Genomic DNA, 11,958 nt, shown 5'->3' with positions numbered 1-11,958 from the left:
CTCAGACGGGCTTACCCACCGTCATCGCGGCGCGAAACTCCGGATCGGGGTCGAGCCAGGTGGATTCCGGCATCGCGCCGACGGCATCGAAATAGCGGCTCATGAAGCTGCGATAGGCGGCGCAGAACGCTATGTCGGCGATCTCGCGATCAGTGAAGCCGTGCTTACGCAGCGCCTCGATGTCGCCCTCGGTGATGAGGCTGGCGTCACGCGCGACCTGCTCGGCATAGGCCAGCATGGCCACGGTCTTCGCCGCGAGGCCGGCGCTGCGGAAATCGTGCTGGATGGCGAGCACCTTCTCCTTCGAGCCCAGGTCGCTGACCAGCAGCTTGGCGTAGACATGCGAGCAATAGCTCGAGGGAATCTGCTTGGCTGCGACCAGCGTGATCAGCCGCCAGCTGACCAGCCCGAGCGAGAAGTTGTTCCGCGCCGCATGCAGCAGGTGCTCGACCATCGGGGCGATGTGCGGCAGGGCGGTCCAGCATTTGGTGCCTTCCATCACGAAGCCCAGCGCCGCCGCTTCGGTCTGGTAGATATCGGCAATGGCGCCGGTCGCGTCTTTCTCGTCGATGGTTCCGATGAACACCGGTGGCCTCCTCAGGTCATATGATGACTAGGGGTGGAGCAGGTCACCTGAACCGTGGCTGAACGCTAGTCGGTATGGCTGAGGATGTTCACCAGGCGCCCAAACGGATCGCGGACATAGAAGCGACGGACGCCCCATGGTTCGTCGACAGGGCCGTACTCAACGGCAAATCCGGCGGCGCGAATCTTGGCGAAGGTAGCCTCGAGATCATCTACCTCGATCGAGAGATCCGGCACCGGCGTGCCGGATCCACCCTCACCGGCGACGCTTACCTGCACGCTCATCTGCGCCGACGAGCCATAGGTGACGATCCAGCCGTGATCCATCAGCTGGTCCAGCCCGAGCACATCGCCGTAGAACCGCTTGGCGGCAGACAGGTCGTCGGCCGCGATGTTTGCGACGATGCGCTTGACTGTCACGCCGGCGCCTTGCGCCAGCCCTTGACCAGCCGGCCGTCGATGAAAACGAGACCGAGGAAGATCACGATGATGCCGAGGATGTGGATCAGCTCGAAGCGTTCGTGGAGGATCAGCACGCCGAGCAGGATCGCCGAAATCGGCGTGATGAAGGTGTTGAGCGACAGGTTGGTGGCGCCGACCCGCGGCAACAGCCAGTAGACCAGGAGGAAGCTGAAGCTGGTCGAGAACACCGAGATGCCGAACAGTGCGCCCCAGGTCTCGGGGCGGGTGATGATCGGGATGCCGGAGAAGAACAGCGCGATGGGAACCGAGATCAGCGCGGCGCCGGTGAGCGAGGCCGAGGCCACGGCATAGGGCTCCACCTTGGCGAAGCGGCGGGCATAGTTGAGGGTCAGCGCGTAGCAGAGCGTCGCGATGAACGCGGCGAGGAGGCCGATGATCTGGGCCGAGGCGCCGACGCCGAGCGAGGGCAGGGCGAGGATCACCGCGCCGGCAAAGCCGATGGCGACGCCGGCCACCTTATTCCAGCTGGCTTTCTCACCACCCGGCCAGAGCTGGGAGACGATCACCGTGGTCATCGGGGTCATGCCGTTGATGACGCCGACGATCGAGCTCGCGACGGTCTGCTCTGCGAACGGGAACAGCGCGAAAGGGATGGCGTAATTGAGGATGCCGAGGATGAGGAACTGCCAGTAGAGGTTCGGATCGGTCGGCAGTTTCTTGCGGGTAGCGAAGAACACCAGCCAGCAGATGGCGGCGCCGATGCTGACCCGTCCGGCGGCTACCCAGAGCGGGCTGATCTCGCGGATCAGGATCGCGTTGAACAGGAACGAACAGCCCCAGACGGCGCCGAGCAGGATGATGAGCAGCCAGTATTGCAGTTTCATCGGTACGGCTCCTTCAGACTTCGACCTTGAAGCCGAGTTCGATATCAACGGCGGCCTTGCCACCCAGCCCCCAGTTCTCGCGCGGCACGTCGTGCAGCACAACCTTTAGATCGGACGGAGCAATGCCGAAGACGCCGAGCTCGCTGACCAGCGCGGCATAGAGCCGGCGCTTGGCGTCCACCGAGCGGCCGCTGAACATCGTGATCTCAAGAACGGTGTAGTTGACACTCTTGCCGTCGGGCGGCGCGAAGGCATGCGCGGGATATTCGATGATCCGGATGTCACGATCCTGCTCCGGGATGCGGATGCCCTCGACCAGCGCGCGCTGCACCGCGGCGATCAGCGCCGCATGGCGATCGCCGATCCAGCCGGCGCGGGTTTCAAGTCGTGTTGATGGCATCGGGTATCCTCGAGAAGGCCGGAACATGGACCACAAAGCAGAGTCGCGTCGAACCGATTTTGACGATGGGTCCGATCGATTCCCGTGATGGCAGCGTTTCGTCCACCTCTGGTCTCGGCGGCGCCCGTACCTACATAGCCGGCGGATGGAGGGCCGCCAGCATGACATTGAGACTGATGGGCGCCAACCCGTGCGTGACGCTCTACGACGGAGGCAGGGCCACTGCTTACGCCTCGGTTTGGCGGGTGGACTGGTCGCTGCGCGGCAAGGGACACGCCCTCGTGCTCGGGACGCCGCAGTGCACCCGCATCATCGGACCTGATCGCGAACTCGGGGCGTGGCTCGGTGCGGAGTTCAATCGACACATCAGGAGCGTCAGTGCCGGCATTGCCTGGCGCGAGCCGGAATTCACGTTGGCGCCGGTTCGCTTCGAGCTCGACCTCGATACTGGTTTGCGGGCATCGGCCGGCGACGTGACGGTGGAGATATCCGGGCCGATCGAACGCTATCTCACCCGCAAGGACGACTACGACCTCGGGGGCACGCCCAACATCCTCTCCACCGTGTGGATCCCTTGCCGCGACGGCTCGATCAGCGTCGGTGGCAGCCCACTGGCTGGTGCCATCAAGCTCGACGAGGCGCAGCCGCTGTCGAGTGCCTTCATTGCCGAGGCCGAAGTGTGGTGCACGGCGGACCACCCGAGGAAGTAATAGGCTTGCGATGGTCCCTCGAACGGAGATATGTTAGTACTTACATATATCGTTGCAGGAGCCAGGAATGACCTATCTCGGCGATATGGGGCTGCTCTCGCTGGGCAGCCAGCTCAAGGCGATCAGCGACCAGCTCTAGGCCATGGCCGATGAGGTCTACGGACGGCACGGCATTGAGCTGCAGGCACGCTGGTTCCCGATTCTCCGACTGCTGCACGATCGCGGGCCGATGACGGTGGGCGAGATCGGGAGCGCGGTCGGCCAGACCCATTCCGCCATCAGCCAGCTGACCACGCGCCTGGTCCGCGACGGCTGGGTGAACACGGCGAGCGACGCCGGTGACCGCCGGACCCGACGGCTGACTCTGACGGCGAAGGCCGAGACCGCGCTGCAGACGGCCAAACCGCTGTGGCGCGCGATCCGCGACGCGCTGGAGGAGCGAGTCGCCGGCGCCGGGTTAGATCCGGCGACGCTGCTGGCCGGGCTGGAGCAGGTGGCGGCGCCGGGGCTGGCCGACCTCATCACGGCGAAGGCACGCGCCTACAGCCAGGAGACGGTGCGGATCGTGCCGCTCAGCCCGCAACTGCGCACGCATTTCTACCGGCTCAACGCCATCTGGCTGGAGCGCTACTTCGTGCTCGAGCCCTATGACATCGAGGTGATGTCGCACCCAGAGGCGATCGTCGAGCACGGTGGCGCGGTGCTGTTCGCACTGCTCGGCGATGCCGTAGTCGGGACCTGCGCCCTGAAGCAACATGCGCCCGGCGAGTACGAGCTGACCAAGATGGGGGTCGATCCCGCGGTACAGGGCGTCGGTATTGGCAGGAAGCTGATCGAGGCGGCGATTACCGAGTTCGAGCGGCTCGGTGGCGCCGAGCTGTTCCTCGAGACCAATACGCGGCTCGAGTCGGCGATCCACCTCTACGAGCGGACCGGCTTCGAGCATCAGCCGGCGATCCGCGAAGGCTCGCCTTACGATCGGGCCAATGTCTACATGATCTGGCGCGGTCGCTCAGCGATTGCCGCTTGATCAGCCTTCGAAGGTGACTTCGCCGCGCGCCAACATGGCCAGTGCCTCGGGGTAAGCGATGTGTTCCTCGACGAGGATGCGGGCGCCGAGGGTCTCCGCAGTGTCGCCGGGGAGGATCGGGACGCGGCGCTGCAGGATGGTGGGCCCTTCGTCCGTGCCCGCTGTGACGAAATGTACCGTGCAGCCGCTTTCGCTGTCGCCAGCGTCGAGCGCCTGCTGCTGCGGATGGAGGCCCTTGTGCAGTGGCAGCAGCGCGGGGTGAACGTTGAGCATCCGGCCCTGCCACTTCTCGGTGAACTCAGGCGTGAACAGGCGCATGAAGCCGGCGAGCGCGATGAAATCGGGCCGCCAGAGCTTCAGCACGTCCGACAAGGCCAGCTCGAACCCGGTACGGCTCGGATAGTCCTTATGCCAGCGCCAGGCCGTGGCAATACCCTGGCCGGCGGCGATCTGCAGCCCGCCGGCATCCGGTTTGTTGGCAAACACGCCGACGATCTCGGCCGGATAGTCGGGCGCCTTGGCGGCCTCGATCAGCGCGGTCATGTTCGACCCACGACCGGAGATCAGGATGGCAACACGCTTTTTCGGCTCAGTCACGGGGCGGGGCCTTTGCTGGAGGGTCGTAGAGGGCGAGTTCTTCGGCGGTCGGCCGTTCGAAGGCGCGTGAGGCATCTTCTAGCATGGCGCGATCGATCGGCGGTGATTCCCGGCCGCGCCTGGTAACGCGGTCGAGGAGCACGTCGATTGGGGCATCCATGTGGACAAGCTCGACGGCAGCACCCAGCGCACGGGCGCCTTCGCGCAACGCGTCGCGCTCGGAACGGGCCCAGGTGCCCCACTCGATGATGGCCGTGCCGCCGAGTGCCAAAAGGCTCTGCGCCTGCTGCCATTGCAGCTGCTCGATGCCGGCACGCTTCGCCTCATCCCAGAGATTGATGCCGAGCGCATCCATCCAGTCGTCGGGCGAATAGCGGACGCCAGCGTGGCGCTCGGCCAGTTCGGTCGCGGCGGTGGTCTTGCCCGCGCCGGGCAGGCCGCAGACGATGATCAGGCGACCGCAGGTTGCAGCCATCAGAGCGCGAGCGCGCCTTCGAACGTCACCGGTTCACCGGTGCGCGACCGCAGCTCGCCGACGATCGCGGCAGTTTCACCAGCTGCAGCAAGATGTTCGACCAGTTTGCTCGCGTCCTGCTTCGACACGGCGCAAAGCATACCCACGCCGCAGTTGAAGGTACGGAGCATCTCGCGCTCGTTCATGCCGCCGACCCGGGCCAGCCAGCCGAACACTTTCGGCACGGTGACCTTGTCGAGTTCGACATGGGCCGAAAGGCTGTCGGGCAGAACGCGCGGGATGTTGTCGATGAAGCCGCCGCCGGTGATGTGGGCCAGCGCCTTGATGGCGATGCCAGCCTTCAGCGCCGAGAGCAACGGTTTGACGTAGATGCGGGTGGGCACCAGCAGGGCGTCGCTGAGCGATTTGCCTGGCTCGAACGGGGCAGGCAGGTACCAGTCGATGCCCGAGACCTCGACGATCTTGCGCACCAGCGAATAGCCGTTGGAATGGACGCCCGACGACGCGATGGCGACGAGCACGTCGCCGGCCTCGACATCCTCTCGCGGCAGCAGCGTACCGCGCTCGGCGGCGCCGACCGCAAAGCCTGCGAGGTCATAGTCCTTGCCCGAATACATCCCCGGCATCTCGGCCGTCTCGCCGCCGATCAGCGCACAGCCGGCGATGCGGCAGCCCTCGGCGATGCCCTCGACGATGGCGGCGCCGGTCGCGACATCCAGCTTGCCGGTGGCAAAGTAGTCGAGAAAGAACAGCGGCTCGGCGCCCTGCACGATGATGTCGTTGACGCACATGGCGACGAGGTCGATGCCGATGCTGCCATTATTGCCGGTTTCGATGGCGATCTTGAGCTTGGTGCCCACCCCGTCATTGGCTGCGACGAGGATCGGATCGGTGAAGCCGGCTGCCTTGAGGTCGAACAATCCGCCAAAGCCACCGATTTCTGCATCGGCGCCCGGGCGGCGAGTGGAGCGGACTGCGGGCTTGATGGCCTCGACAAGCGCGTTGCCTGCGTCTATGTCGACGCCGGCCTGCTTGTACGAGAGCCCGTTTGATGGCACGTTTTGCGCGTCGGACATGGGCTGTTCGCCAGATTTTCAGGGGTAGCGGAATTGCCGAGCGCTGATAACCGCTCCACCTCAGTCACGCAAGAGACGCCCGGGACCTTGAGCCTAAGATATCAGGTAATGATCTGGGCTGGGCTGTTTGTTGCGGCCATCCTGCTGCTCTGGGTGTTCCGCTCGATCCTCTTGCCGTTCGTGGTCGGCCTGACGCTCGCCTATCTGCTCAATCCAGTGGTCAACTGGTTGCAAAAGCTTGGGATTGGCCGGTCCTGGGGCTCCATGCTGGTGCTGCTGCTGGTGCTGATCCTGCTGCTCGGGCTGCTGTTGGCACTGGTGCCGCTGATTGCTGTGCAGATCGGCGGGCTCATCGCGGGTCTGCCCGGATATGTTGCCGATCTGCAGGACCTGCTGCGCCAATGGATGCCGCAGTTCACTGAATGGCTGGGGCCGGAGCGCACGGCGCAGCTCGAAGGCAGCCTCACCGACCTGATCGGGCGCGGCGTCGAGTTCGCCGGTATCGTCACCGGCACGCTGGCGCAGAGCGGGCTCACGGTGATCAACACCATCGCCGTGCTGTTCATCACCCCAGTAGTGGCGTTCTACCTGCTGGTCGACTGGGAAGGCATGGTCCAGAAGGTCGATGACCTGCTGCCGCGCCGCTACCGCGGCGAGATTCGCGGCGTGCTCGCCGATATCGACGGCGCCATGGCGGGCGTGATCCGCGGGCAGGGCTCGGTAATCCTGGTGCTGTGCGTCTACTACTGCACGGCGCTGACGCTGGCGGGGCTCAACTATGGCCTCGCGATTGGCCTGATTGGTGGGCTGTTGAGCTTCGTGCCCTATGTCGGCTTTCTCGTGGGCTTCGCGCTGTCGATGACGGTGGCGCTGGTGCAGTTCTGGCCCGATCAGTGGGTGTTCGTGCTGATCGTGCTGATGATCTACATCGTCGGCCAGTTCCTCGAGGGCAACATCCTCTATCCCAAGCTGGTCGGGCAGAGCATCAACATCAACCCGGTCTGGCTGATGTTCGCCTTGTTCGCCTTCGCCCTGCTGTTCGGCTTCGTCGGGCTGCTGCTGGCGGTGCCGCTGGCGGCGATCTCGGGCGTGCTGACGCGCTTTGCGCTGACCAAGTACCAGCAATCGAGCCTCTATCTCGGCTCGGAGGACGTGCCCGCGCCACCACCGGCGCCCGAGCCCGCGTCGCCAAAGCCGGCGCGGAAGCTGCGCGCTCCGGCGGAGAAATGACCTCGCCGGAGTTTGTCGCGCCTCGCCCCGGCCAGCTGGCGCTGGACCTCGGACACGAGGCCTCGCATGCCGAGGACGATTTCATCGTCGGCGAGGGCAACCGGCTGGCGCATGCGCATGTGCTGGCCTTTCCGCACTGGCCTGGTCCGTTGACGCTGTTCGAAGGGCCCGCGAGTTCCGGCAAGTCGCATCTGTCGCGTATCTGGGCCGAACGGGCAGGGGCCGAGCATGCCACGCCCGAGACCGCCGAGGCGCTGTCGCGCGACGGCGGCACGCAGCCGCTGGTGGTCGAAGATGCCGACCGGGCAGGCTACGCCGAGGCCGAGTTGTTCCACCTGCTCAACCAGTCGATGCGCGACCGCCGCCCGCTGCTGCTGACGGCACGTCAGCCCGTTGCAAACTGGCCGTTCGCAACCGATGATCTGAAATCGCGGGCTCGACTCGCGGCGCATTTCACCGTGTCACTGAGCGACGATATCCAATTGTCACAGATGTTCGTGAAGCTGTTCGACGATCGTCAGGTGGCCGTTGAACCCAGGATCATCGCCTATCTGGTGGCGCGCATGGAACGATCGTCGGAAGAGGCGGTTGCCCTTGCGTCAATGATGGATCGCATGGCGCTCGAGCGTGGCACTGCCATCACTCGTGCGATTGCCGGCGAAGCGCTCAGGCAGCGGAGCGCAGCGCGTGATGACCGACAGCTGGCCCTCGATCTCGGAGCCGACGACGATGAATGAGATGAGCGAAATCGCCGAACAGCCGCAGCAGGAGGCGCCCGACGTCGCCGAACTGCGCCAGAGCCCGGCGCGCTTCGTCAACCGCGAGGTCAGCTGGCTGCAGTTCAACATGCGCGTGCTGGAGGAGGCCGGTAACGTCAATCACCCGCTGCTCGAGCGCCTGCGGTTCGTCTCGATCTCGGCCAACAATCTCGACGAGTTCTTCATGGTGCGCGTCGCCGGGCTGAAGGGCCAGCTGCGCGCCGGCCTCACCAAGCAGAGCGCCGACGGGCTGTCGCCGGCCGAACAACTCGAAGAGATCGCGACGCTGGCCCAGCACCTGCATCTCGAGCAGCAGGATCACTGGCAGCAGCTGCGCGAGGAACTGTTCGCCAAGGACGTGGTGATCCATGAGGCCGACGACCTGACGCCGGAGCAGGTAAAGTACCTGCAGAAACTGTTCCGCGAAGAGATCTTCCCGGTGCTGACGCCGATCGCGGTCGATCCGGCGCACCCGTTCCCGTTCATCCCCAATCTCGGCTTCACCCTGGCCTTCGAGATGGTGCGCGAGGGGACGACCCAGACGCTGACCGCCCTGGTGCGCGTGCCCTCGAACCTCGATCGCTTCGTCACGCTGCCCAATGAACTGGCGGCGCCGAACCGGGTCGAAGTGGTGACCATCGACACGCTGATCAACCGCTTCATCGACAAGATGTTCCCGGGCTATCAGGTGTCGGGCTCGGGCGCTTTCCGCATCATCCGCGACAGCGAAATCGAAATCGACGACGAAGCCGCCGACCTGGTGGTGGAGTTCGAATCCGCCCTGCGCCAGCGCCGCCGCGGCATGGTGATCCGCCTCGAGATCGAAAAGAAGATGCCGCGCGCCCTGCGCCGCCACATCTCGGAGCGGCTGGGGGTCGGCGCCACTGATACGTTCGAGGTCGAGGGCTTCCTCGGCCTCGCCGACGCATCGAAGATCTGCGACGTCGACCGGCCGGACCTCAAGTTCACGCCCTACCTGCCGCGCTTCCCCGAGCGCATCCGCGACTACAATGGCGATATCTTCGCTGCCATCCGCGCCAAGGACCTGTTGGTCCACCATCCCTTCGAGAGCTTCGACGTGGTGGCGCAGTTCCTGATGCAGGCGGCGCGCGATCCAGACGTTGTGGCGATCAAGCAGACGCTCTACCGCACCTCGCGCGACAGCCCGATCGTCAAGGCGCTGGTGCAGGCGGCGGAAGCGGGCAAGACCGTGACCGCGCTGGTGGAACTCAAGGCGCGGTTCGACGAAGAAGCCAACATCCGCTGGGCCCGAGACCTGGAACGAGCTGGCGCGCAGGTGGTGTTCGGCTTTATCGAACTGAAAACACACGCCAAGATGAGCCAGGTGGTACGCCGCGAGGGTGGGAAGCTGGTGAGCTATTGCCACCTCGGGACCGGCAACTACCACCCGATTACTGCCAAAATCTACACCGACCTCAGCTACTTCACGACCGAGCCATCGATTACCCGTGACGTCGCCCGCGTCTTCAACTTCATCACCGGTTATGCCCGGCCGGCCGAGATGGAGGCGATCGCCTTCTCACCGGTGACGCTCAGGCAGACGCTGCTCGACCACATCGCCCGCGAGGTCGAGTTCGCCGAGCGGAACGAGCCGGCCAATATCTGGCTGAAGATGAACGCGCTGGTCGATCCCGAGATCATCGACGCGCTCTACGACGCCAGCCGCAGGGGCGTGAAGATCGAGCTGATCGTGCGCGGCATCTGCTGCCTGCGGCCGGGAATCCCGGGCTTCTCGGACAATATCCGGGTGAAGTCGCTGGTTGGCCGCTTCCTCGAACACAGCCGCATCTTCTGTTTCGGGCAAGGGGCGCCGCTGCCCTCGCGCAAGGCCAAGGTCTATATGAGTTCGGCTGACATTATGCTGCGCAACCTCGACTGGCGCGTCGAGGTGATGGTGCCGATTCTCAACACCACGGTGCACGAGCAGATCCTCGACCGCACCATGGTCGCATATTTGAAGGATAACCAGCAAAGCTGGGAGGTGCTTCCGGACGGCAGTTCCGATAGGATCAGGCCCAAGGAGGGCGAAGAGCCCTACAATGCGCACGACTACTTCATGACGCATGCGAGCCTGTCGGGCCGCGGTACGGCGCTGAAGCGCGACAACGAAGAGAGAAGCCAGTGAACCAATACTGGGGCGTCGACGCCGACCCCACCGCGCAGGGCCGCCTCAAGGGCGCGCGACCTGTTGCCGTGCTCGATATCGGGTCCAACTCGGTCCGCCTGGTGGTCTATGAGCGGCACGCCCGTTCACTGACCCCGCTCTACAACGAGAAGACCGCCTGCGCCCTCGGCCGAGGCCTCGCCCAGACCGGCAAGATCGCCTACGAGAACATCGATCGCGCGCTGACCGCGATCCAGCGCTTTGCCCTGGTGTCTAAACTGATGCGGGCGGGGACCACCCACATCCTTGCCACCTCGGCGGTGCGCGAGGCTTCCAATTCCAAGGCCTTCGTCGACGCCGTCGAAGAGATCATGGGCGCCAAGGTGACCGTGCTCTCGGGCGCTGAGGAAGCGCACTTCGCCGCGCTCGGCGCCATCTCCGGCATGCCCGGTTTTGTCGGTGTGGTCGGCGACCTCGGTGGCGGCAGCCTCGAGCTGTCGTCCATTGCGGGCGGCACCGATTCCACCGGCGAGACGCATGAACTTGGCGTTATCCGCCTGCAGGACGATTCCGATGTGTCGCCATCCAAGGCACAGGCGATTGCCAAACAGCGGCTGAAGAAATCCAAACTGATGGACGGGCAGGGCGGTAGCTTCTGCGCCATCGGCGGCACTTGGCGGTCGCTCGCCAAGGTGCACCAGGTGCTGCGCGACTACCCACTGCACATGGTGCAGCACTATGCCGTCAAGGCCAGCGACATGCTGAAGCTGTGCGAAGACATCGTCACGGCGACGGCGGCGAACAAACCCTATACCGGTTCGGAGCATGTCAGCTCCGGCCGGCGGGACCTGGTGCCTTATGGCGCCGCGGTGCTGATCGAAGTGCTGAAGGCCGGCAAGTTCGAGACCGTGGTGTTCTCGGCGCTGGGGGTGCGCGAGGGCTACCTTTACGGACTGCTCGATGAGGACGAGCGCGCCGTCGATCCGCTAATGCAGACCGCCGAGCAGATGAGCGTGCTGCGCTCCCGTTCGCCGGCGCATGCCGAGGACCTAATCGATTTCACCGCCGAACTGTTGACCACCCTCGGTATCACCGAGACGGCAGAGGAGGCCAGGCTGCGCAAGGTCGCCTGTTACCTCGCCGATATCGGCTGGCGCGGCCACCCGGATTATCGCGGCGAGCAGGCCGTCGACATGGTCGCCTACGGCTCGGCCACCGGCGTCGACCATCCCGGTCGCGCTTTCCTCGCCGAGGTGCTGGCGGTCCGCTACATGGGGCTGAAGCAGAAATCGATGAGCCAGAGCCTCTTGGCGCTCTCCGGCCCGGCGATGAGCGCCCGGGCGCGCCTGCTGGGCGCGGCGTTCCGCGTTGCCTATCCGATGTCGGCGGCCATGCCCGGCGTGCTGCCGCGCGTCGGCTTCTTCATCGACAAGGGCATCCTGAAACTCGACTTGCCAAGCGACCTGGCTTTCCTCGACGGCGAACACCTGCGCGGCCGGCTGGATCAGCTGGCCGGCGTCGTCGGGATCAAGCTTACGGATGTGGTGGCGGGGTAGGGCGCATCGCCCGCCGGCCGGGAAGCTGGCTAGGCTCACTGTTGATCCACCCACCGGCTGTCATCCCAGCGAAAGCTGGGACCCAATTCACCATCTGCACCAGCGGACA

General features: G+C 65.0%; 13 protein-coding genes. 6 read left to right on the top strand and 7 right to left on the bottom strand.

The features are described from left to right. Window position 1: 1 nt before the first annotated feature. The 4 genes from ACSQ23_RS11785 to ACSQ23_RS11770 all read right to left on the bottom strand — a co-directional run bounded on the left by ACSQ23_RS11785 (window position 2) and on the right by ACSQ23_RS11770 (window position 2,292). Entirely contained in the window at window positions 2-586 is a 585-nt protein-coding gene (locus ACSQ23_RS11785; protein WP_055878171.1) for a carboxymuconolactone decarboxylase family protein, read from the bottom strand. A 65-nt stretch (window positions 587-651) separates the two neighbouring features. Continuing rightward, a complete protein-coding gene (locus ACSQ23_RS11780; RefSeq protein WP_055878169.1) occupies window positions 652-1,005 on the bottom strand; it encodes a VOC family protein in 354 nt (117 codons plus the stop codon). Further along, a complete protein-coding gene (locus tag ACSQ23_RS11775; RefSeq protein WP_055996063.1) occupies window positions 1,002-1,892 on the bottom strand; it encodes a DMT family transporter in 891 nt (296 codons plus the stop codon). Before ACSQ23_RS11775 ends, ACSQ23_RS11780 begins: the two co-directional genes overlap by 4 nt. Before the next feature lie 13 nt (window positions 1,893-1,905). Next, on the bottom strand, window positions 1,906-2,292 hold the full coding sequence (locus ACSQ23_RS11770; protein WP_055996066.1) for a tautomerase family protein: 387 nt from the start codon (window positions 2,290-2,292) through the stop codon (window positions 1,906-1,908). Between the two features lie 161 nt (window positions 2,293-2,453). Here ACSQ23_RS11770 and ACSQ23_RS11765 point away from each other — a divergent pair, with 161 nt between their 5' ends. Together ACSQ23_RS11765 and ACSQ23_RS11760 are read left to right on the top strand one after the other, a co-directional pair. Further along, complete coding sequence (locus ACSQ23_RS11765; RefSeq protein ID WP_156384530.1) at window positions 2,454-3,002, top strand: hypothetical protein; 549 nt, start codon at window positions 2,454-2,456, stop codon at window positions 3,000-3,002. A 142-nt stretch (window positions 3,003-3,144) separates the two neighbouring features. After that, window positions 3,145-4,032: a bifunctional helix-turn-helix transcriptional regulator/GNAT family N-acetyltransferase gene (locus ACSQ23_RS11760; RefSeq protein ID WP_436090749.1), complete on the top strand. Its 888-nt coding sequence runs from the start codon at window positions 3,145-3,147 to the stop codon at window positions 4,030-4,032. On the opposite strand, the gene purN is transcribed toward ACSQ23_RS11760, so the two are convergent. The 3 genes from purN to purM are packed head-to-tail and all read right to left on the bottom strand — an operon-like array spanning window position 4,033 to window position 6,180. Beyond that, window positions 4,033-4,629, bottom strand: coding sequence for a phosphoribosylglycinamide formyltransferase (purN, locus tag ACSQ23_RS11755; RefSeq protein ID WP_436090748.1), 597 nt, complete (start codon window positions 4,627-4,629; stop codon window positions 4,033-4,035). Further along, entirely contained in the window at window positions 4,622-5,104 is a 483-nt protein-coding gene (locus ACSQ23_RS11750; RefSeq protein WP_436090747.1) for an AAA family ATPase, read from the bottom strand. Before ACSQ23_RS11750 ends, purN begins: the two co-directional genes overlap by 8 nt. Further along, on the bottom strand, window positions 5,104-6,180 hold the full coding sequence (gene purM, locus ACSQ23_RS11745; protein WP_436090746.1) for a phosphoribosylformylglycinamidine cyclo-ligase: 1,077 nt from the start codon (window positions 6,178-6,180) through the stop codon (window positions 5,104-5,106). The genes ACSQ23_RS11750 and purM overlap by 1 nt, the downstream gene beginning before the upstream one ends. Before the next feature lie 108 nt (window positions 6,181-6,288). On the opposite strand from purM, the gene ACSQ23_RS11740 reads away from it, so the two are divergent. Genes ACSQ23_RS11740 through ACSQ23_RS11725 form a run of 4 tightly spaced genes read left to right on the top strand, consistent with a single transcriptional unit; the run spans window position 6,289 to window position 11,849 of the window. Continuing rightward, window positions 6,289-7,410, top strand: a complete 1,122-nt coding sequence (locus ACSQ23_RS11740) for an AI-2E family transporter (protein WP_436090745.1) — start codon at window positions 6,289-6,291, stop codon at window positions 7,408-7,410. Then, the gene (locus ACSQ23_RS11735) at window positions 7,407-8,147 is read left to right on the top strand and encodes a hypothetical protein (protein ID WP_436090744.1); all 741 of its coding nucleotides are present in this window, start codon (window positions 7,407-7,409) and stop codon (window positions 8,145-8,147) included. The genes ACSQ23_RS11740 and ACSQ23_RS11735 overlap by 4 nt, the downstream gene beginning before the upstream one ends. Further along, window positions 8,101-10,314 (top strand): RNA degradosome polyphosphate kinase, encoded by a 2,214-nt coding sequence (locus ACSQ23_RS11730; protein WP_436090743.1) that lies wholly within the window; start codon window positions 8,101-8,103, stop codon window positions 10,312-10,314. Before ACSQ23_RS11735 ends, ACSQ23_RS11730 begins: the two co-directional genes overlap by 47 nt. Beyond that, window positions 10,311-11,849 carry a Ppx/GppA phosphatase family protein gene (locus tag ACSQ23_RS11725; protein WP_055996087.1) on the top strand — a complete coding sequence of 513 codons (1,539 nt, stop codon included), beginning with the start codon at window positions 10,311-10,313 and terminating at the stop codon, window positions 11,847-11,849. Before ACSQ23_RS11730 ends, ACSQ23_RS11725 begins: the two co-directional genes overlap by 4 nt. The last annotated feature ends 109 nt before the right edge of the window (window positions 11,850-11,958 follow it).

The organism is Devosia sp. LjRoot16 (assembly GCF_964252795.1).
GTDB lineage: Bacteria > Pseudomonadota > Alphaproteobacteria > Rhizobiales > Devosiaceae > Devosia_A.
This window is presented reverse-complemented; position numbering and strand designations above follow the sequence as displayed.